Below are 18,921 nucleotides of genomic sequence, written 5' to 3' on the forward strand. Positions count from 1 at the left end.
TGCCGTCAGTTGAAAAGGCTGCCCGCGGAAATACTGCGGGCAGTCTAAGCTTATTGTTGTGACGATTGGCGTTTGACCAGGAACGCTTCAACCGCTTGCTGTGTCTCGGGGCGGATGTTGTCGATGCCCTCGTACGGAACACCCGTGGCCGGAGGAGTATCCGGGAATTTTTCCTTTCGCGCATTGTGGCGCCCGAGAATCCGAACGAACTCCTGTCCACCCCAGGCACCAACTTCGGTCGACACCGAATACTCCTCACGCGTGTCGCGATATAGGTCGAAAAACTTGGCAACAATCGGGCTTTCACCGGGTCCTGGCAGCTTGAGCTTGAGCTGATCCTTGACGATGGCTTCGGGCTTGGCGACCGAGTAGATGATCACGTGATCCCGGCGTGCTTTGGATTCATCGGCAAAAAGAAGTGCGGCCGACTGGTCCACACCATCGACAAGCCGGTCGCGAGGGATGAACTCTTCCGCACCAGCAAACCGCGCAAACGTTGTGTACATATCAGAGACATGAACAATGCTGTTCAACAATGCGTCTTCTTCAATCATTCCCGGCCAGCGAATAAAGGCATCAACACGAACACCACCTTCTGTCGTGTCAGCTTTTCCACCGCGGAAGATCATTGGGGTGAACCCTGATTGCGGAGAATACTTGGTGAAATGGCCATTGTCGCCCATTACGACAATGATGGTGTTCTCGGTTAGCCCAAGCTCGTCCACTTTGGCGAATAGGTCACCAAGCCATTGATCCAGCAACTGCATTTTGTCGACATACAGCCCGCCGTTGGCGCTTTCGGGTCCGTCACGACCAGCACGCGTGTTATCCAGGGGAATCATTGGCCAATATTGGAGAAAGAAAGGTTCTTCATCGCCGGCCAAACGCTCAAGTTCAGACAGGGTTTTGTCCTGAAAGGCTTGGTTCATCTCGTCGTATTTGGCGGCATTCCAACGTTCGCCTGTTTCCATGCGGATTTCGCGGATCGGACCGTCGGCCTCGCCTTCGATTACTGTCATCATCGCGGACGCATCAGGTCTGAACCAATTGTCCAAAGTGTATTTGTCGTCATAATCGCGGATCGCGACAGATACCTGTTCCTTTATGGCATCATCGTTGAAAATGGTCAGTTGTCCTTGCTGGTGTACGGCCATTTGGGCGTAGTCAAAGCCTTGGTTCATGGCCCAGCTTTCAGCGATGTCCCCCATGTGCCATTTTCCCACATGGCTTGTGGCATAGCCCGCCTGTTTCAAAACTTCCGGTAGGGTGACCTCATCGCCGGGCAAGCCAAACCCTGCTATATCCACTGCGGTGTCGCCCATCCCCATCCTTACCGGCAAACGCCCAGTCATCTGTGCCACACGGGTCGGCGTGCATGATGGCTCGGTGTACATACGCACCATTCGCATGGCCTGATCCGAGAAATCGTTGATGTTTGGCGTCTCATAGCCCCGCACTGCGTTCAATTCGGGGATGCCCATGTCGCCAAAACCCAAATCATCGATCAACACGCTGATGATGTTTGGAGGATTGCCACCGTTGCCGTCCCTAAACGCGGCCAATGCTTCGTTTACAGCAGCATCATCCTGTGCCCATTGGTCGGCGTGCTGGGCTTGCAGAACGTAAAATTCTGCGTCGTGCTGAATGGGGTTTTCCTGCGCCAATGCCGATGTGGCCACAAGACCTGATGACAAGGTGATTAACCATCCCAGTTTCATTCCGTACTCCCCTTGTATGCAAGATGTTCTCTTGGCCTATGGCTGTCGAGGTATTCTCACATTGAAACATTATGATGTTTATTTCTAAAATTCTACGGTTTACCTCATTGCCAGCTCATGAAGGTTTCGCGCGCCAGTTCCGATTCTGGGCGCAGGTTTTCGATCCCTTCATAGGGCAGGCCAGTGCCAATCTCGGAATGCGGGTATTTGGCGATCATTTTCTGATGGCGTTTGACCATGTCCTGAAACGAGGCCCCGGCCCAAAGGGAATACCCCACCAGCGGGTGTTCTTCGCGCGGGTCGCGATAGATGTTGTAGGTCGGTGCGCCAGCGCCGGGTTGTCCGGGGGCGGGCAGGTGCATCTTGAACTCTTGCTTGACCACAGACCGTAGGACCGGCCCCTCGTAAACATAGACATAATCGCGCCGTCCGTGGCCTTCGCCGTTCAGCAAAAGGGCGGTCTGGTCGATGCCGTCAATTACGCGGTCGCGCGGGATATAGTCCGTCGCTCCCGCGATCCGGGCCATGGTGGTGTATATATCAGAGACGTGAAAGATATCGCCTGCTGCACTGTTGGCTTCGATGACGTTGGGCCAGCGGATGAAGGCATCGGTGCGTACGCCGCCCTCAAGATGCTGGGTCTTGCCGCCGCGATAGATCAGTTGGTTCAGGCCTGAGGTGCCCTCGTAGTGATACATCAGGCCATTGTCGGCCATCAGGACGACGATCGTGTTGTCGGCTTCACCAGTCTGTTCCAGCGCGTCCAACAGATCACCGATCCAACCATCCAGTAGCTGCAGCTTGTCCGCGTGAAAGCCCCCGTTACGTGAAATCGCCTGATCGGGATAGACGAAATTCAGCGGGTAAAGCGGCCAGTATTGCACGAAGAATGGCGCATCTTCAGCCGCAACGCGCTGGAGTTGCTCCAGAACTTGTTGCTGATACCGCAGGTTCATGTCTTCGTATTTGGCCTGCGTCCAAACCTCGCCCGCCGCCATGTCGACTTCGCGGGCCACGCCCCCCGCCTCGGCCTCGACACCTGTGACCAGACCGTAGGGTTTGAACCGCGCGTCCAGAAGGAACTGATTGTTCTGTCCTTCGGGTACATAGCCGAGCATGGCATTGGACCGCATCGCCTCGGGGGTCATGAGGCTCAGCTGTACTTGTTGGTGCAGGGGGAATGCAGCCCAGTCGAACCCCTGATTGTGGGGGTAGGATTGTTCGATATCGCCCTGATGCCATTTGCCGACATGGGCAGTGTTATAGCCTGCTTGTTTCAGGATTTCTGGCAGGGTTACTTCTGAGGCCGGAAGACCCTCGCCCACCAGCGCCACCTTGACCTCTTCCACCCCGGCTCGCACCGGATGGCGGCCCGTCAGCATTGCCGTGCGTGTGGGTGTGCAGGAGGGTTCTGTATACATTCGCATCAGCGACAGACCCTCGGTTGCCAGTTGGTTGATGTTCGGTGTCTCGATCCCCATGACGTAGTTCATCTTGCGGTCGCCCATCTGACCAAAGCTCACGTCATCAATCAGGATGTAAAGGAAATTGGGTGGTTGGCCGCCATTCGCATCGCGGATTTCGGCAAGCTTGGCGTCAATTTCAACATCCTGTGCGTCCCAGGCAGTGCCGAACTGCGCGCGCAGGTATTCGAACTCACCATCGTGAATGATTGGGGTGTCCTGAGCAATGGCCGGGCTGGCGGTCAGGATCAGCAGGGGCAGAAGGGTAAAGAGTTTCATGGTCAACCTTTCACTCATTTGTGCGGTCAGGGGCGTGCAGCCGTTTTTCGATACTGCTTCGCAGGTCCGAGACACTTTCGGCCAGATCCGCGAGGTAACGGGTCTGCGTTCCACCTGCGGATCGCGGGGCAAGCGCCAACTCGCGGAGTACCTCGTGGTAATCGGCGCAGATTTGGTCAAACTCCTTGTCCCGCGCGCGCAAAGCCTGCAATTGATGTGCCGCGCCGGGAAACTGTGCTGCAAAGAAGTCATCATCTGTCATTGTAACGGCATCCGCTGGATTCGCCATTCAAACATGCTTGTCCAAGAATATGTCTTGAACGTATTAAACCGCATGCTACCGTAGCAGCATGCCGCCAAGTCCTTACCTTGAAAGGATAGTTCTTGACTGCCGCGACCGACGATACCACGCAGAGGGATGCAGGATCGTTCCCAAAGGAACAGATCCAGTCGGCGCTTGATCGGGTTCTTGCGTCGAAGGATTTCAAGGGTTCGGCGCGGATGCAATCCTTTCTGACCTATGTCGTGACCGAGGCGCTGGCCGGACGCACGGATGAAATCCGCGCCAAGACGATTGCCATGGACGTCTATGGTTACAGCACCGATGACCTGTCCCGACGCGAAGGGGTCGTGCGTGTCGACGCAGGTCGCGTTCGGCGCAAACTTAAGGCGTATTACGGGGGGCAAGGCGCGTCGGACCCGGTGGTCATCACCTTGCCCGTCGGCAGCTACGCGCCAGAGTTTCGGTCGGGTGCGGCCGAGGTTGGAGGTAAGCGCAACCTGCTGCTGGTCGGAGCGGTAACCGGAGCGGTTCTGCTGGGCCTTGGCGGTTATGTGGCGACCACGCATCTGAGCGGCCGCAATGCGCCACCGACCACCGGCGATCAATCCACGATCTACGATGTTTCTCCGACCCGGGTCGAGGCGATGAACCTGTGTAGCGCTGGTCAGGACCTGATTTTTCCGGTTGTGGATTTACAACGGCTCCGCCCGGCTCTGATGGTGTTTGAAACGGCTATACAGCGAGACCCGCTGTATTACTGCGGCTATGCAGGGGCTGCGCAGGTGGAAACCATGCTTGCCATTTTGCAGTTCTACGATCCTGTCGCAGAGGAGTTGCTTAGTGCTGCCGATAAGAATAGCGCCCATGCACTTGAACTGGCCCCGGATGCGCCCTGGGGTTTGTCGGCCAGAGCATGGTCTGAGTTCGCTGACGGCAATTTCGATCAGGCCGTCAGTCTGACTCACAGGGCAACCAAGCTGGCCCCTAATGATCCACATATTGCGGAATTTGACGCCCTGATATCGCTTTATACTTCTGACTTTGAACGCGTACTTTCGCAGGCACAGCATTATCAGGCGCTGGCTGAAGATAGTGGTGGGTCGGTGGCCGGAAACGCGCTGGGTGCGGCGCAGTTTCACACCAGCAACTATGCGGGCTCAATCCGAACCTATGAGAATACGATCGCGCGCGGCGGCCCATTCGGGCCAATTTCAACTGCCTATCTGATGGCCGCGCATTGGAAAAACGGTGATCGGGGTGAGGCACGCAGACTGGCCGAATTATACGCCAGGACCTGGCCAAACTTTCCGTTGGAGGCGTTGAAAACCAGGGTATTTGCCGATCCAGGTCCTGTACGGGATCTGACTTCGGCAATGCGCGCCGCCGGGTGGGGTAGTGCAGACCCCACAACCGCCGAGTAAAACCTGACGGTTGTGGGGTGGGATCAGGGCCGCTTAGGCGGCGACCTGCTCCATCGGCAGTTTGCGGGGATAGGGATCGCCTTGCTTGTACGATCCTGCCGCCGTGAACAGCACATCGGTGGACGAGTTCAAACCGGTTTCCGCCGAGTCCTGAAGAACACCGATAATGAACCCGATGCTGACCACCTGCATGGCCGTTGCGTTGTCGATGCCGAACAGGCTGGCGGCCATTGGGATCAGCAACAGGGACCCGCCCGCGACGCCCGACGCGCCGGTGGCTGCAACCGAAGCGATGATGCTTAGGAACAGAGCCGAGAAGAAATCGACCTGAATTCCCATGGTGTGCACGGTCGCCAGTGTCATCACGGTGATGGTGATGGCGGCACCGGCCATGTTGATTGTGGCGCCGATGGGGATGGTAACCGAATAGGTCTCTTCATCCAGATTCATGCGGCGGCACAGCTCCATGTTGACCGGAATATTGGCGGCCGAGCTGCGCATGAAGAACGCGGTGATCCCGGATTCCTTCAAGCAGGTGAAGACCAGCGGATAGGGGTTCTTGCGAATGCGCAGGAACACGATTAGCGGGTTCACAACCAGCGCCATGAACGCCATGCAGCCAATCAGCAGCAACAGCAGCTGGCCGTAGCTGGCAACCGTTTCAAAGCCGGTTTCAGCAATGGTCGAGGCCACGATGCCAAAGATACCAATGGGTGCAACCCGGATGATGGCAGCCACGATCTTGGTGATCGCGCCATCCAGATCAGACATCAGGGTCTTGGTCGAGTCGCTGGCGTGGCGGAAAACCAGCCCAAGGCCGATGGCCCAGGCGAGAATGCCGATATAGTTGGCCTGCGCCAGCGCATTCACCGGATTGTCCACGATCTTCAACAGGATGTTCTTGACCACCTCTGCCAGCCCGTCCGGGGCGTCCAAAAGCTCGGGCGTGCCAGTCAGGTGCAAAGAGACGGGGAACAGGAAACTGGCGCCCACTGCAACCAGTGCAGCGGCAAACGTGCCGAGAATGTATAGCATCACCACCGGCCCCATGCGGGCCTGGCTGTCTTTCTTGTGGTTGGTGATTGCGGCGCAGACAAGGATCAGCACCAGAACGGGGGCGACGGCTTTTAGCGCGTCGACAAAGAAATCACCCAGCAGACCGACGGCTGAACCAGCAGCGGGCCAGAGGGTGGCGAGAAGGGCACCGGCTACCAGACCGATGATGATTTGCGTAACCAGGCTACCGCGTAGAATAAAATTCATCGGGACCATCCAGTTTGATTGGGGGCCTGACAGGGGAATTGTCGCTGTTCAAGCACGGTTAATTTATAAGATTGCGGCTATATGGGTCTTTTGGATCCAATTTAAACATCTGGACTTAAGAAATAGGTCCAGATTGAAAATTTCCTTATTGAGCCGCCGTCTCGCACGGCCTGACTGTGGGTGTTTCCGTGGACACGCGCTGCAGGCTCCAGGTGCAGGTTTGAACAGTTAGACCTGGCAGGTTTGGCACCTGATCCGAAGCCCAAACACTGGTCACCGAAAAACTGAATGGGGTGTTTGCAGCAGCGGGAAAAAACCGCGCAAGTTCTTTCGACGGGAAAGTGCCGCCGCAGGCTTCGAAATAGCCGCTGACCAAGGTGCCCTCGGGGTTCAGAACAACCGATCCGGTATAAAGCGAGTATTCAGCCCCAAGCTCTTGTTTGTCCGTGTATCGCAGGTCGATGGATATGCGGTCTCCGTCCTGAACGATCCCGGCGCTCATGGGGTCGGACCAGCTTGAGGGCACGCCACCCGTGGTGCTGTCACAGGCATAGCGCCCTTCGTATTGGCCGGTCAGTGAAAAGCCTTCTGCATATGCTGCACAAGGGATGGCCACAAAAATGGCAAAGGCTGTTTTTCTTAAAATGGGGTTCGAGGTCACAATAGCTCTCCTCTCCGATGCGGACAGGGATTGCGACGTCACAAAATATCCGAGTGCCTATCAATCACCTGGCCAAAATGATGCTGCCACAGGTCCACGCCCAGCTTACCGCTGCGATCAAGCGAAGACCCAACAACCGTATCGGCAATTATGGTCGGTTGCAGGCCCGCGTCAAATAGGGCGAACCCTGCGGCAAGAACGCAGGTGTCGGCCTGGATGCCACAGACCAGCACACGGTCGACTTTCCAGCTTTGAAATTGTGCGATGACTTCCGGGGGCGGGCTGTAGCCGTATTTCAGGACAATATGATCTGCCTGAACAAGGCTTTCGTCGACAGAACGTGGCTTCCACCCAATTTGCTGAAAAAAGGGAACTTTTTCCTCGTCATGGCGTTCAACGGTAGCGACCGAGGGGAATTTGGTCGCCAACAGACGGCTGCGTTCGACCAGCCAATCAGGCGGGTCAAAGCTGGGTTGGACGTCGACAACCAATACGGCCTGTTTCAATCAATGCCTCCGATGCTGGCTAAACCGCTTGATGAACCTCGATGATATTGCCCTCGGGGTCGTAGAAGAACAGTTGGTGCCACTCTTTCGCGAATGCGGTGCCATAGTCCGAATACGGAATGCCGTTGTCATCGAGCAGCTTTTTGAACGCCTCGATATCATCGGTGCGAAACGCGATGTGGCCGCGTTCGACAGGGTTGATAGTCTCACCATGTTTGAACGCGACGTCGAGGTTCTTTTCGGCCAGATGCATCTGTATGGCCCCGTCGGTGGCAAAGCGGATCTTGCCGCTATAGCCCTTGTCGTCGGTCTCATCGGGCCGAGGAAAATTCTCGATCGGGATATCGGCCAACCCCAGAACCTGAGTGTAGAAACGGTGCAACCGCTCAACATCGTCCGAGACAAAGTTGATGTGATGGAATTCAAGTTTCATGAAGGCCCGGCCTTTTGATTGGTGGTTGGCGTCAGAAAATCCCAAGAACCAGCGACAGGCAAGCCCTGTATCAAAGGGATTGATATAGCAGGGAAATGCGTGCGCCGTGACAGTCAGAAAACCGTTGCACCGTTTGGGGGATGCAGGGATAGTGAAGGGATCACAAACTACCGGGGGTCCTTGATGAACCCTACCAAGCTGTTTGTTTGCGCATTGATCCCCCTGTTTCTGCCGGGCCCGGCAGCGGCCCAGTCCGACGCGCCGCCGCCAAGTGTGACCGTCGCGCCGGTGACGTTGGAGGATTTGCAGAAAAAGGCCCAGTTTGTTGGCCGGGTCGTGGCGGATCAAAGCGTCGATCTGCAGGCCCGTGTCGAAGGGTTTCTGGAAGAGGTCAATTTTACCGAAGGCGGAACAGTTGCCAAAGGGGATGTGCTGTTTCGCATCGAAAAGAAGAAATACGCGGCCAGTGTGGACAGCGCACAGGCGGCGCTGAAAAGCGCGCTGGCCAGCGCGCAGACCGACAAGGCGGCGCTGGATCGCCAGCAGGCTCTGTTCGATAAGGGCGATGTCCCACAGGCTGTTTTGGACACGGCATTGGCAACCTATGCCGCAGGGCAGGCTGCGGTGGATGAGGCGAAGGCCGATCTGAAAATCGCGCAGATTGATTTGGATTACACGGAAATCCTCAGTCCCATTGATGGGCGCATCGGGTTGTCAGCGGTGGATGCGGGCAATTTGGTAAGCTCCGATACCGGAGTTTTGGCAACGGTTAACAGCGTTGATCCGATGATGGTGAGTTTTTACATCAGCGAGCCGGTCTTGCTGCAAGAACGCCGCAAAGGGCGCATCACGCCGGGCAACATCAAACTGACCACAAACATCAAACTGGCGGATGGGGAAACCTATGCCTCCACGGGCAAAGTCATATTCGTGGGCGACAGCGTCAGCCAGAACACCGACACGATTGAGCTACGCGCCAGTTTCGCCAACCCTGACGGCGTGCTGATCCCCGGTCAATTCGTGACCGTGGGTTTGGCCGGTTCAGAGGAGCCCAAAGTGCTGACCGTTCCGCGCAACGCTGTGCAGTTCGACAAGCAGGGTTATTTCGTGTTTTCGGTCGACGGTGACGGCAAAACCCACCGGCGGAATATCGAGATCGGCACTCAGACCGCGACCCGCACTCAGGTGGTATCTGGGCTGAGCGAAGGCGACCGTGTGGTGGTGCAGGGACTTCAGAAAATACATGACGGGCTGGTCGTGCAAGCGGTCGACAGTCAGGGTTAGGGGCCGGTTTGATCGCACGCTACTTCATCGACAGGCCGCATTTTGCAGCCGTGATTGCGATCCTGATGGTTCTGTTCGGCGCGGTCTGTGTACGCCTGATCCCGATTACCGAATACCCGCATATCACGCCGCCGCAGATCTATGTGGATACGTCTTACCCGGGGGCGGACGCGCAGGTCATTCTTGAATCCGTCGCCACCCCCATCGAAGAGCGTGTGAACGGCATTCCGGGCATGTTATCGCTGTCGTCCAAAAGCTCGAATGACGGCACCTATATGCTGAACGTGTCCTTTGAGCTAGGCACTGACCCCGACGTGGCGGCTGTTGAGGTGCAAAACCGCGTGGCGCTGGCCAGTTCCGAACTGCCCTCGGCCGTATTGCAGCAAGGGGTCGAGGTTACCAAGCGGTCGGGCAACATGATTGTGGTGATCAACCTGACCTCGCCCGATGGATCGCGGGATGAGCTGTTTCTCAGCAATTTCGGTGCTGATTTCCTGCACGACCCGTTGCAGCGATTGCCGGGGGTAGGGACGGTGTCGCAATTCGGTCAGCTGGAATACAGCATGCGGGTCTGGATCAATCCGGTGCGTATGGCCGCGTTAAATATCACCGCGTCCGAGGTTGCCGACGCCATCGAGGATCAGAACGTCATCGCCGCCGCCGGACAGGTCGGGGCTCCGCCATTTACCGAGGGACGAACCGATTTCCAGTTTAAGCTGCGGGCTGAGGGGCTGCTGCGCGATGCCGAGGAATTTGGGCGGATCATTGTCGCCTCGAACCCCGACGGGTCAGTCACGCGGCTTGAGGACATCGCTCGAATCGAGCTTGGCGCGGCCACCTATTCCGGGTCGACCAAGCTGAACGGCAACGACTCGGCCACAATCGCCGTCTATCAGGAAAGCGCCGCCAACGCGCTTGAGATTTCAGACTCACTGCGCGCCTTGATGAAGGATCTGTCGGCGAAATTTCCCAAGGGCGTGTCGTATGAGATCACCTATGACGTTACTGACGCGGTGCGTGTTTCGATCCGCGATATCATGACGACGCTGGCCCTGACGGCGGGGCTGGTGATTGCGGTGACCTTTCTGTTTCTGGCCAGCCTGCGTGCAACCATCGTACCGGCCATCGCCATCCCGGTGTCGCTACTGGGTGCTGTGGCGCTGATTTATGCCATCGGGTTCAGCGCCAATATGATCACACTGTTCGCTTTGGTTCTGGCCATTACCCTGGTGGTGGATGACGCGATCATCATCATCGAGAACGCCGAACGTATCCTACGGGATGAGGGGTTGGACCCGCGTGCGGCGACCCTGAAGGCGATGTCTCAGGTCAACCGGCCGATCGTGGCGACGACCTTTGTTCTGGCGGCCGTGTTCGTGCCGGTGTGCTTCTTTCCCGGCGTGACGGGGACGATCTATTTCCAGTTCGCGCTGACGATCATCTTTGCCTTTGTCCTTTCTGCGGTGAACGCCCTGACGTTGGCACCGGTCTTGTGCGCGATGATGCTGAAAACTGACAGCAAGCCCATCGGTCCGCTGGCGATTGTTCCGGCAGTGATAGTCTGGCTACGGCGCCAATACCTGCGCCTTGTGGCGCTGATGCTGCGTTATATGGCGGTGTCGCTGCTGGTGTTTGCCGGGGCCGTCGGCGTGACGGTATATCTGTTCAAAACTGTGCCCACCGGCCTGATTCCGCAGGAAGACAACGGCGTTCTGATGGCGTCGATGGAACTGCCGGACGGGGCCTCGTTACAGCGTACCCAGGCTTTCATGGCGCAGGTGGGCAATCTGATCGAACAGACGCCAGGGGTTGCAGCGGTCACAACGGTCTCGGGTCATTCCATGCTGGCCGGGGGGCGTTCGAATGTGGGCATGGCCATTGTTACGCTCACCCCATGGGATCAACGCACCAGTCCGGATTTGCAGTGGTACGCCATCATGCATGGACTTGAACGACAGCTGGCGACATTGCCAGAGGGGGTCTCATACGTGTTTCCCTTTCCAACCATTCACGGGTTGGGCTCGACAGGGGGTATCTCGGTCCAACTGCTGGATCTGGGCAAAGGCGACGGGGCACAATTGGATGCGGTAATGAACGGCTTTGTAACCGCCCTGAATGCCGCGCCCGAGTTTTCGCGTGCACATGGCGATTTCTCGGCCCAAAGCCCGCAATACAAGCTGTCCATCGACCGAGACCGTGCCGAGACGCTGGGCGTCAGCGTGGCGGATATCTTTACCGCGTTGCAGGCCAATCTTAGCTCGTACTTCGTGGACAACTTCATACTGGACGAGCGCGTCTATTGGGTGGTGATTTCAGCCGATGCCGAATTCCGTCAGACGCTGGATGACGTGGATAACATCTATGTCAAAAACAGCGCCGGAGACTCGCTGCCCGTGCGCAATTTCGTCAGCAGCGAACCGGTCCTCGCACCGGACACGATCCCGCGCTACAACCTGTTCACGGCCGGCTCGGTCAGTGCGCAATTGGCTGAAGGGGTCAGTTCGGGCGACGGAATCATCGCGATGCAAGCGATTGCCGACAAGACGCTGCCTGATGGGTTTCGGATCGACTGGTCGGGTGTCACCCAGCAAGAGGTGAAGGCACAGGGGCTTGTGCCCTTCATCATGCTGTCGGCGCTGGTCTTGGCTTATCTGTTTCTTGTGGTGCTGTATGAAAGCTGGATTCTGCCGCTGTCGATCATCACGTCGGCGGTCTTTGCCCTGTTGGGCGCGTTGATCCCATTGGTGGTATTACCGTTCCTGACCAGCAATATCTTTGCGCAGGTGGGGATGGTGTTGCTAATCGGGTTGGCCGCGAAAAAGGCGATCATGGTGGTCGAATTTGCCAATCAGCAACGTGAAAGCGGGGCCAGCATTAAGGACGCGGCCCTAAAGGCGGCTGAAATCCGGTTCCGGCCGGTGACGATGACGGGCCTGTGTTTCATCGTGGGGGTTATGCCTCTGGTTCTGTCCAGCGGGGCAGGGGCGGCAGCGCGGGTCTCGGTGGGGTATCCGGTACTGTTTGGCATGATCCTGGACAGCACGCTGGGTCTGCTTATGATCCCGGTGCTATATGCGGCATTTCAGACCGTTCGGGAATGGCTGTCTGGGTTGCGAACTGCCAACGAGTAGTTCCCGCAAGACCTGAAAATTGTTGCAGTCTTCCGGGGTTTCTCGGATGCTGAACGGCACGGAAACCGAGGTGGGCCCACGCAAAATGTCGCTGCAAGACCCCTTTACGGATCTTAAAATCGAACGGCAGGACAGCGGGTTTTACAAGGGCTACAACCTGCCGATTGCGTTGGTCAGCAAGATCGCGGTCTCGTTGCTGGTGCTATGGGCGTTGGTCTGGCCGCTGAATGCGAATGACACGCTGAGATCGTGGAAATCCGGGCTGCTGAGCGAGTTTAACGTCTTCTACAACCTCTCGGTCGCGTTGTTTGCCTTCTTTCTGTTTGTGGTTGCTCTCCTTCCTGCCACCGGGCGTATGCGGTTGGGGGGTGATGATGAGCGGCCCGAATTCACCAACTTCTCATGGTTTTCGATGATGTTCGGGGCCGGGCTGGGCGTAGGGCTGATGGTATATGCCACGGCGGAACCGCTGGGCCTGTGGGAATCAAATCCGCTTACCATGTCTGGTGAGGTCGCCCCGAAAAGCGCCGAGGCGATTCAGGGTGCCTATCGCTATACCTTTCTGCATACAGGGTTCCACGCTTGGGCAATCTACGTGGTGACAGGGTTGAGCCTGGCCTACTACGCCTATACTCGCGACATGCCTCTGACGATCAGAACGGCGCTGACGCCGCTGCTGGGCGAGTATTCCAACGGGGTTGCGGGCCACGTGATCGACATATTGGGTGTGGTGGCGACCATCCTCGGGGTGGCGGTGACCATCGGGTACGGAGTGTCGCAGCTTGTCGACGGCGCCTTCCTGATCACCAGTGCGCAGTGGTTGATGGAAGGGGTCATGAAACCCTCGACCGCTGGTCTGATTGCGGCGCTGGCGTTAGTCATGATGATGTCGACCCTTTCGGCGGTGTCCGGCGTGGGGCGAGGGGTGAAGTACCTTTCGAACCTCAATCTGATCCTGTCACTGATTCTTCTGGCGGTGTTCATTTTCTTTGGCTCGTTTTCTTTTGCGATCAGGATCTATGGGCAGGCATTGGTGGACTATATCGTCAATTTTATACCGCTCAGCCTTCAGGCCCATTCCCCGATGTCCCAATCCGAGTATGCCGCAGCCCTGCCACCTGAAGCCGCCCCCTTCGTGGCCGAGCTATTTCCCGGCGCTACTGATGCCTGGGACACGCGTGACAGCTTTTTGGCAGGGTTAAGCGGGGACGTGGCCGACCTGCCTGACACGACAAAGCAGGCCGCCTATGATGCAGGTACACCGGGGCGGCTGTTCGGCTGGCAATCGGGCTGGACGACCTTCTATTGGGCGTGGTGGATTGCTTTTTCCCCTTTTGTCGGTCTGTTTCTGGCCCGCATCTCGCGTGGGCGCACAGTGCGCGAATTCATCCTTGGTGCAGTGGTTGCACCGTCTTTGGTTTGTTTTGCCTGGATGACCATTCTGGGCGGCTCGGCCATTGATCTGGAACTGAACGGAGACGCCGATGGCGCCATTCTCGCGGCCTCGACCACAGCGACGCTGTTTGTGACGCTCAGCGAGATGATCTCGGGACATCTGCTGGTAATCATCAGTTTTATGTGCGTGGTGCTGACCATGACCTTTCTGGTCACGTCAGCGGATTCCGGCATCCTGGTGATGAACACGATTATGTCCGGCGGGGCCGAAAAAACCGGGGTCATGCACCGTGTTTTGTGGGGCGGATTGCTGACGCTGGTGATTGGAACCCTGCTGATGGCCGGGGGCGGTGGGCTTGAGGCATTGACCAATTCCATGATCATTGGTGCGCTGCCTTTTAGCGTGGTCTTGTTGCTGATGTGTGTCTCGCTTGCCAAGGCGATGATCAATGATCTGCGGCGTGCGCGCCACGAAGAAAACGAGACTGAAACCTAATCTTATCTGAGCGTGACCTTCAGGGGCGCATCAGATTGGATCGACTAGCACCGTCGAGAACACTGACTGATCCTAAGAATGATCTGCGCCTATTTGGTCGAGAAACAGATCGAAAAAGCAGCGCCGTCATGCGTCGGTAGTAACGAGATATCCGCACCATGTGCCCGCAGTGTATTGCGCACGATGGACAGCCCCATACCAGTCCCGCCCTGATCGCGTTTGGTGGTAAAGAACGGATCAAATACCCGCGCTGCATTGCCGGAGGAAATTCCTGGCCCATCATCGCTAAGCCGCAGGATCACTTCGGTATCGTCTCCTGTCGCCGACAGGGTCACAACCTGCGCGCCATGTTCTTGCGCGTTGCCGAGCAATTGGCGCAAAACGACCAGCAAGCCATTGGAACCAATCGGGATAATTAGATTACCGCCGTCAAAACGCATTTCGAGAGTGGGAAAATCGCGGCACAATGCGTCTTGCACGGCGTTCAGACAGGTCACCCCCTCATGACGAGACTCGCGCGCGCGGGCTACCTGACGCATGGCGTCGATCTGCTGTTCCATCTGCACGCCCGCGCCGGCAATCTGGTCCACTAGCCTCAGGTTTTCAGCCGATAGCGTGTCATCATCGCGCAGTAATTCCGTCGCTACCCTAAGTGTTGCAACAGGCGTCTTCAGCTCATGCGTGACATGGTCCGAGAAACTGCGGATAGTGGTTTCACGGTTGCGCAGGGTTTCGGCCATGTCGATGACGCGCTGGGCGGTGGTGCCAAGCTCCTGAGTGCCAAAACGTGAGGGCGGCGAGAGGGGATCGGCGGGGTGCCGAACAACCTGCGTGGCAAAACGTTCCAGCGCAAAGATCGGTCGCAGCAATAGCCGCACCAACAACCAGCCTAGAACAGCCGTGGCCGCCGTGATGATCACCGCCAGCAAAACGGCGGCATTGCGATAGCCCAGTTCCGGTCCCAGATACCGAAACGCAACCAGCCCGGTCAGGGACAACAGCAATGTGCCGCATAGGGCGCCGCCCAGCACGAAGGCAAGGCTGGGGCGCCACTTGCGCCTCATGCCGCGGTGTCCTGAATGCGGATGCCGACACCATGCACAGTTTCGATCACCCCAGTGCAACCGGCCTGCGCCAGCTTACCCCGCAAGTTGCGTAGATGGCTGTCCAGAGTACGGTCCGAGACTTGCGACAACGCCCCCCAGACCGCCTGTATCAGCTGCGCGCGGGTGTGTACCTGACTGGGACGTTCGACCAGAGTGGCCAGCAAAGTGAACTCGGTCGCGGTCAGCGATATGGCGTTTCCGTCCAACCTGCAGACATGCGCGCCTGGGTCCAGCGTGATCCGCCCATGGGTCAAGGTTGGGCTGGATCGCGACCCGGATGCACGTTTCAGGATCGCGCGCACCCGCGCCACCAGCTCACGCGGGCTGAAGGGTTTGGTGACATAGTCATCCGCGCCCATTTCCAGGCCCAGTATCCGGTCAATCTCATCATCGCGCGCGGTCAGGAACAGGATCGGAACCTCGGATCGGGCGCGGATGCGGCGGCAGACCTCGAACCCGTCCATCTCGGGCAGGCCAATATCCAGGACGATCAGATCCGGTGCTTCGCGGGCGGCGTGGGTCACGGCCATCTGGCCATCGCTGGCGGCGATCACCTGAAAGCCGGCGCGTTCCAACGCCAGACCAGCCAGATCGCGCAGGCGGGGATCATCGTCAACCAACAGGATTTTCATTGCGCCTCGCCTTTGGGGTTCGCTGTAAGATAGCCATTCACGCGTGCAGTGCGAAAGTCCCATTCGCGCCAGTTCGGATGGGTTGGGGCAGGATGCACACAGCTTTGCGCCCAGTCGGGAATGTGCATGATCGGCTGTTTGGCAATCTGGGTAGAAATTGCCTTGGAGGCCGAGTGCCCCAAGGCACACAGATAGATCCAGTCGGTCCGGGTCGCAGTATCCGAATCTGCAGCACGCGACAATGTATCCGCCGCAATCAGCGCAGCGAAATTTATGAACGCACAGATATAGAGGGTTCCCACGCTCAACATAGTGACCCGCAGCATCAACCAGACAGACGAACGCCCCCTTTGCACCTGCCAGGCCACCATGGCCAACCCAATTGCCACCAATCCCATCCAGATCAGCGCGTAGATCCGTAGGTAAGTCAGGCCAAACGCGTCGATATACAAGTCCAACCGGAACGCTGCGGACAAGGTCAGCAAAACGTTCTGTGCCAGCCATACAAGCAACAAGGGTTTCAACGCTGGGCTTTGCCCAAGAAAGGGGCGCGCTGCCAGTGCGAAGGCCCCGGCCAGCAAGGCCGTCATCAGCAGGGGGTAAGCGCCGCGATGGGCATATGTGGCGTGGCTCATACCTTCGGGCAGGGCGGCGGCGCCGAACAGGATCGAGATGTCCATGATGCTCTGCGCCGCCAGCATGAGGTTGAACAGGACCAAAGCCCTGAAAACCGATCCGGCATTCAATAGGCGTGACATGTTCCAGCTTAGGGTGGGGGCTGCCATAGGCGCATCCGGCGCGGGGGCTGTCAGGAACGGCCAGATCAACAAGGCCAGCCCGCCCCAGAACGCGATCCGGCGGATCAGCACAAACAGGTCGAAATCGACCTTAAGCACTCGGACCAAAGCATGTTCCAACACCGGATTAGCACTGATCAGCAACGCCCCAAGCACGAAGAAGCCACCCAACGGAAAGGCCCAGTTGCGGATGAATACATGAACTATTGAACGGCCGGTTTCGCCATGTGCTACCGGTTTACGGCGCCATCCCCGAACGTGCGCTGCGCATTCCTTCAGCCCGGCAGTCGGAACCCTTTTGATCAGGCGCAAGACTCCACCGGCCAGCCAGGGAAAGAGCTTGCGGTATTTGACCTCTGGTGGGATTTGCAACAACACGATCGCGCTGAGCAGCCCCGCGATCAGGAAGGTCACCGACAAAAGCTGGACATGTTCTATCAAGGGCAGGGTGGCCAGCATCAACACAACTGCGGGCGCCAGTAGTTTTGAGCGGGTGGGCTTGTTCACCCAGACGGCAGCAAAGATGCACCAAGCGAAAAGTGCCAGTGAGAGCCTGGGTTTGTGGCCCCAGAACAGTAGATCGCCCAGCAGAACAAGCAGGATCAGTGCAGTAATCCGCGGAAACCTTCGGACGCCGTCCAGAACGTTTCCCGGGGTCGCAGGCGGGGGCGTTGGGTCAACCGACGTGCCACTTTCACTGGCCAGCCACCAGCCATCATGGGCAAGTGAGCGGGGCACCCCCCGGATTATAAGTTCATTGGGCATATCAGCCTCCTGCTTGAGTTTCCTCAAGATTGCAGGGGCAGATCGCAGAACCTTTGCAGCAGTTGTGCAGAATTCGTGCAGATTGGCCCGGACTTACGGGCCCGGCAAGGGGTGTCTGGCAGGTTAGTGCAGCGCGCCGTGATCCCTAAGTTCTCCGGCAAATCGGCAGCTGCGAACGGCCTCGGGCGTGGTGGAATACTGCGCCCTGAAAGCCCGCCCCAGGGCAGAAGCTGATGAAAACCCGGTTGCTGTTGAAATCTCAAGCTGTGGCATGTCGGTATAGCGCAGCAAGCTGTAGGCGCGCTCAAGCCGCAGCTCGCGATAGGTGGTCAACAATTTGACACCGGTCTTGTTCAGAAACCGCCGCTGCAATTGACGGGTCGAGGCCCCAAGCGCCTGCGACAGGTCCGAAATTTTCAGCGGGTCTTCGACATTGTTCAGCATCTTTTCGATCACCTGCCGGACCATCGGATCAGCCCCGGACCGTTGGATCAGGCGGTTGGCCAACTGGCTTGCACAGCCGCGTTTTGGTTCGGTCAGGCCAATGTAGCCGCGTAGACTTTCGGCTAGATGTTCACCGTGGTCCAATGCTACGAATTCCGCCAGCAGGCGCAGGGCGCTCAGTTTGGTCGCGGCACTGTGTACCCGCCCATCGGGTGATTTGTGCGTGGGTTTATGACAGTCGGCAAGCCCGATCTCCTGCGCTGCGGCCGAGAAATTCGGATGAATGGCGGCGCGGGGCTCATCAGTCCTCGCGCTGTGCGCCAGCAGCAGAGCAGCCCCCCCGACCAGAATGGAGCGTGACGCCAGATTCAGTATCTGCGCAACGCGGGTCTTGTCCTGTTTGGCGCAGTGCCAGGGTTTGTGAATGTCGCCCCAAAAAATCGCAGTGCGACCCGCCCAATACAGGGGGTCGCCAGTAAAGGCTTCGGATGTATTCCGAATGGTGACGGCATAGGTGTGATCTTCGACAAGATCATTCAGAGCATGAAAAAACTCGGTAACCATTTCGGCCGCACCTTCGGCCTCGGGATCGTTTAGAAAAACGTCGATACTTCGCAGCCGTTCAGAGGCCGTTCGGGCCAACTGTACGTGGTTGTTGCCGAGGACATAGTGTTTCATTTCTCCTCCCCCTGCCTGATTTGGCTGCGTTGTTTTGGTCGGTGTACCCCCCCCGCCTTTTGGCGGGGGGTGTGATTTATTCTGCGGCTTCTTCGTATGCGTCCATTGGTGGGCATGTGCAGACGAGGTTTCGGTCGCCATATGCGTTGTCGACGCGGTTGACGGG

15 protein-coding genes are annotated in these 18,921 nt (G+C 57.7%); 4 read left to right on the top strand and 11 right to left on the bottom strand.

The window, feature by feature from the left end; translation table 11 throughout:
* Positions 1 to 50: 50 nt before the first annotated feature.
* From ACR0B8_RS16530 to ACR0B8_RS16540, 3 genes are all read right to left on the bottom strand, one after another.
* Positions 51 to 1,718 carry a sulfatase-like hydrolase/transferase gene (locus ACR0B8_RS16530; protein WP_170350937.1) on the bottom strand — a complete coding sequence of 556 codons (1,668 nt, stop codon included), beginning with the start codon at positions 1,716 to 1,718 and terminating at the stop codon, positions 51 to 53.
* A gap of 104 nt (positions 1,719 to 1,822) precedes the next feature.
* Positions 1,823 to 3,460 (bottom strand): sulfatase-like hydrolase/transferase, encoded by a 1,638-nt coding sequence (locus ACR0B8_RS16535; RefSeq protein WP_480659041.1) that lies wholly within the window; start codon positions 3,458 to 3,460, stop codon positions 1,823 to 1,825.
* A 10-nt stretch (positions 3,461 to 3,470) separates the two neighbouring features.
* On the bottom strand, positions 3,471 to 3,722 hold the full coding sequence (locus ACR0B8_RS16540; RefSeq protein WP_170362133.1) for a hypothetical protein: 252 nt from the start codon (positions 3,720 to 3,722) through the stop codon (positions 3,471 to 3,473).
* Positions 3,723 to 3,844: 122 nt separating this feature from the next.
* Here ACR0B8_RS16540 and ACR0B8_RS16545 point away from each other — a divergent pair, with 122 nt between their 5' ends.
* Entirely contained in the window at positions 3,845 to 5,164 is a 1,320-nt protein-coding gene (locus ACR0B8_RS16545; RefSeq protein ID WP_480659043.1) for a tetratricopeptide repeat protein, read from the top strand.
* A gap of 33 nt (positions 5,165 to 5,197) precedes the next feature.
* On the opposite strand, the gene sstT is transcribed toward ACR0B8_RS16545, so the two are convergent.
* The 4 genes from sstT to ACR0B8_RS16565 form a co-directional block, all read right to left on the bottom strand.
* Complete coding sequence (gene sstT / locus ACR0B8_RS16550) at positions 5,198 to 6,427, bottom strand: serine/threonine transporter SstT (RefSeq protein WP_170350941.1); 1,230 nt, start codon at positions 6,425 to 6,427, stop codon at positions 5,198 to 5,200.
* A 145-nt stretch (positions 6,428 to 6,572) separates the two neighbouring features.
* Positions 6,573 to 7,088 carry a hypothetical protein gene (locus ACR0B8_RS16555; protein ID WP_170350942.1) on the bottom strand — a complete coding sequence of 172 codons (516 nt, stop codon included), beginning with the start codon at positions 7,086 to 7,088 and terminating at the stop codon, positions 6,573 to 6,575.
* Between the two features lie 38 nt (positions 7,089 to 7,126).
* The gene (locus tag ACR0B8_RS16560) at positions 7,127 to 7,594 is read right to left on the bottom strand and encodes a cysteine hydrolase family protein (RefSeq protein WP_170362135.1); all 468 of its coding nucleotides are present in this window, start codon (positions 7,592 to 7,594) and stop codon (positions 7,127 to 7,129) included.
* Positions 7,595 to 7,613: 19 nt separating this feature from the next.
* Positions 7,614 to 8,027, bottom strand: coding sequence for a VOC family protein (locus ACR0B8_RS16565; protein WP_170362136.1), 414 nt, complete (start codon positions 8,025 to 8,027; stop codon positions 7,614 to 7,616).
* A gap of 183 nt (positions 8,028 to 8,210) precedes the next feature.
* Between ACR0B8_RS16565 and ACR0B8_RS16570 the strand changes: the two genes are divergently transcribed.
* The 3 genes from ACR0B8_RS16570 to ACR0B8_RS16580 all read left to right on the top strand — a co-directional run bounded on the left by ACR0B8_RS16570 (position 8,211) and on the right by ACR0B8_RS16580 (position 14,333).
* On the top strand, positions 8,211 to 9,311 hold the full coding sequence (locus tag ACR0B8_RS16570) for an efflux RND transporter periplasmic adaptor subunit (RefSeq protein ID WP_170362137.1): 1,101 nt from the start codon (positions 8,211 to 8,213) through the stop codon (positions 9,309 to 9,311).
* Positions 9,312 to 9,319: 8 nt separating this feature from the next.
* Positions 9,320 to 12,442, top strand: a complete 3,123-nt coding sequence (locus ACR0B8_RS16575; RefSeq protein ID WP_226689672.1) for an efflux RND transporter permease subunit — start codon at positions 9,320 to 9,322, stop codon at positions 12,440 to 12,442.
* An 85-nt stretch (positions 12,443 to 12,527) separates the two neighbouring features.
* A complete protein-coding gene (locus ACR0B8_RS16580; protein ID WP_170362148.1) occupies positions 12,528 to 14,333 on the top strand; it encodes a BCCT family transporter in 1,806 nt (601 codons plus the stop codon).
* Positions 14,334 to 14,422: 89 nt separating this feature from the next.
* Here ACR0B8_RS16580 and ACR0B8_RS16585 read toward each other — a convergent pair whose 3' ends face one another.
* The 4 genes from ACR0B8_RS16585 to ACR0B8_RS16600 all read right to left on the bottom strand — a co-directional run bounded on the left by ACR0B8_RS16585 (position 14,423) and on the right by ACR0B8_RS16600 (position 18,755).
* Positions 14,423 to 15,397, bottom strand: a complete 975-nt coding sequence (locus tag ACR0B8_RS16585) for a sensor histidine kinase (RefSeq protein WP_170362139.1) — start codon at positions 15,395 to 15,397, stop codon at positions 14,423 to 14,425.
* On the bottom strand, positions 15,394 to 16,071 hold the full coding sequence (locus tag ACR0B8_RS16590) for a response regulator transcription factor (RefSeq protein ID WP_170362140.1): 678 nt from the start codon (positions 16,069 to 16,071) through the stop codon (positions 15,394 to 15,396). Before ACR0B8_RS16590 ends, ACR0B8_RS16585 begins: the two co-directional genes overlap by 4 nt.
* Complete coding sequence (locus ACR0B8_RS16595; RefSeq protein ID WP_226689673.1) at positions 16,068 to 17,633, bottom strand: DUF4153 domain-containing protein; 1,566 nt, start codon at positions 17,631 to 17,633, stop codon at positions 16,068 to 16,070. Before ACR0B8_RS16595 ends, ACR0B8_RS16590 begins: the two co-directional genes overlap by 4 nt.
* Before the next feature lie 123 nt (positions 17,634 to 17,756).
* Positions 17,757 to 18,755 carry a helix-turn-helix domain-containing protein gene (locus ACR0B8_RS16600; protein WP_226689674.1) on the bottom strand — a complete coding sequence of 333 codons (999 nt, stop codon included), beginning with the start codon at positions 18,753 to 18,755 and terminating at the stop codon, positions 17,757 to 17,759.
* Positions 18,756 to 18,921 lie beyond the last annotated feature (166 nt).

The sequence above is a fragment of the Ruegeria sp. BH6 genome, from assembly GCF_056538105.1.